This is a genomic window from Clostridium uliginosum, from assembly GCF_900112485.1.
GTDB classification, from domain to species: Bacteria; Bacillota; Clostridia; order Clostridiales; family Clostridiaceae; genus Clostridium; species Clostridium uliginosum.
In genome coordinates this window covers 1-2,115 of sequence record NZ_FOMG01000061.1, presented here as the reverse complement: position 1 = coordinate 2,115, position 2,115 = coordinate 1, and the positions used below count along the sequence as shown (strand labels likewise).

Genomic DNA, 2,115 nt, shown 5'->3' with positions numbered 1-2,115 from the left:
TGAATCTAAAATATAATTTCTCATTTCATATTCTCCTATACCATATTTGCATTATAACTTTCTGCTTCTTCTTTATCTTGAGCACTCAAATTCTCCTACTATTTTTATCATTGTTTCTCACCCTTACATTGTTATTTTTAGACAAAACAAAAGACTAACAATAAAATCAACTTCCATCGTTAGTCTTGATTTTTATTAGTTTATCTATTTTATTGTATCAGTTGGCACTTAAGTATTATGCAGTTAGATTAATCCTAAAAATGTATTTACTTTATTAATTAATCATAAAATTTCTATTCCATAGTTTTTAATGTTCCTTTTATTTTCAAGTTGCATAGCTTCCCATAATCCTTCTGCTAAATTTTCTCCTTCATACTCCTTACGATTTTTCAGTTTATCTTCGTATATAAGAACATTTTTCCTTAACTCCCTAATTATCTCTTTTTTATTTATATTAAATGGAGATTTTTTTAAATTTTCCATTATCAGCTGATAACTTAATACTGAAAATATTGCATATATACCTATTCCTGATTTCCATATTAACCATTCTAATAATGTTTTTTCTAACAATAAATCTATTCTTTCATTTGGTTCATCAATATAATATTTATATATTTCTGCCATTGCATTATCTAAATCCAACATAGAATTTCCTGGCTTATATGGATTAAATCCAAAAGAATATACTCCTCTTCCTACTAAGAAATCATCAAGTTCATTTCTTTTTATTGCAAGTAATAAACTTTTCCTATTAATACTATCTTCCGTTTTTATCCTCCCCTATATTGGCTTAGTTTCCAACCTTCGAATTATTAACAATTTGCTCTCACTTAAGTCGTAGAAAACTCCAACAGACACCTTTTAGCATCCATTGGAGTCTTGCTATTAGCTTGAATCAGACATCAAAAGAAGCTTTTACTGAATTTTAACCGCATCCATATTTACTCTTAAATTATTTATAATATTAGTAAATTTATCAATTTCGCCTAAATCTAAATCCAATTCTTCTCTAATGTTAGTTTCTCTAAATGTATCTATTATTCTTGATACTTCTTCAAAAATACGTTGTGATAGAACTCCATATTTAATTTCTAAAGTTGCAATAGTCGTATAAACTATTTGCTTCTCTGTTTCCCCATCTTCTATTACATTAGCAAATTCATACAGACATCTACCACCTGCTTGTAACTCATTAAGTCCATCATTTAGAGATTTATTAAAAACTTCCTCAATATACTCATATAGTTCATCGAATTCCCACTCTTTCATCGTAATCTTCCTTTCTCTACACCAGTACTATTTAACTACTTTTCCATCGTTTGTAAGAACATTTAGTTTAATGTTAGGATAGTCATGCCTAAATTTTAGTATAATATCACTGCAACTCGCGCATGTATAACGTTCTGTAAAAAGATTTATAGTTCCAGTAGCATTCTCATTATTTTTCAATTTTTCTGCTATATCATTTAACATTTTATATTCAGTATCATAGTCTCTTAAATATGCTTCTGGTGTATCTATTCTAGCATTATCTGGGTCTACCTTTTTAGCCTTATATATCGGCTCACCTTCTGATTTAAATGACATACCTGGCAATGCTCCTTTGTCAGCTGCTGTATCAACTGAACTGTGCGCAAAAAACTCTCCTTGCTGAATGCCATCTACCTCTACCTCAGAATACCCAAAATTTCCTGATTTTTTCAACTTGCTTGGTAACTCAGACCTTATTTCTTTAACTCTATTTATAATACTTGTAAGCTTATCAGCATCAGCTGCCCCCTTAATTCCTCCCTCTTTACCAACAACCTTTTCGGTTATGCTCTTAGCCAGTTTTTCAATTCCACTAGAATCCCTAGCACCATTCATAGCAAACACAGTTCCTTCAGCTATTTTGCCTGATGTTTCTTCTACTCCCGATGCAAGTCCTGCCTTCACACCTTTATATATTTTTCCTATTAAGCTTCCTGCTCCTACAGCACCTATTGCAAATAATTGTTCTCCTACACTATAGCGTCTTCCTGATACTAAGTCTTTTCCATCAACTATTTCTGCTAACATTTTATATTCACCAAAAATTGGTATAAAATATCCTCCAATAGATAATGTTCTTTC

3 protein-coding genes are annotated in these 2,115 nt (G+C 30.6%); all 3 read right to left on the bottom strand.

Annotated elements, in window-relative coordinates; all coding sequences use genetic code 11:
- Positions 1-282: 282 nt before the first annotated feature.
- On the bottom strand, positions 283-645 hold the full coding sequence (locus BM027_RS17765) for a hypothetical protein (protein ID WP_242943367.1): 363 nt from the start codon (positions 643-645) through the stop codon (positions 283-285).
- Between the two features lie 273 nt (positions 646-918).
- A complete protein-coding gene (locus BM027_RS17760) occupies positions 919-1,272 on the bottom strand; it encodes an Imm3 family immunity protein (RefSeq protein ID WP_090094504.1) in 354 nt (117 codons plus the stop codon).
- Positions 1,273-1,299: 27 nt separating this feature from the next.
- Positions 1,300-2,115: deaminase domain-containing protein (locus tag BM027_RS17755; protein ID WP_090094503.1), on the bottom strand; the 816-nt coding region annotated here is incomplete at its 5' end.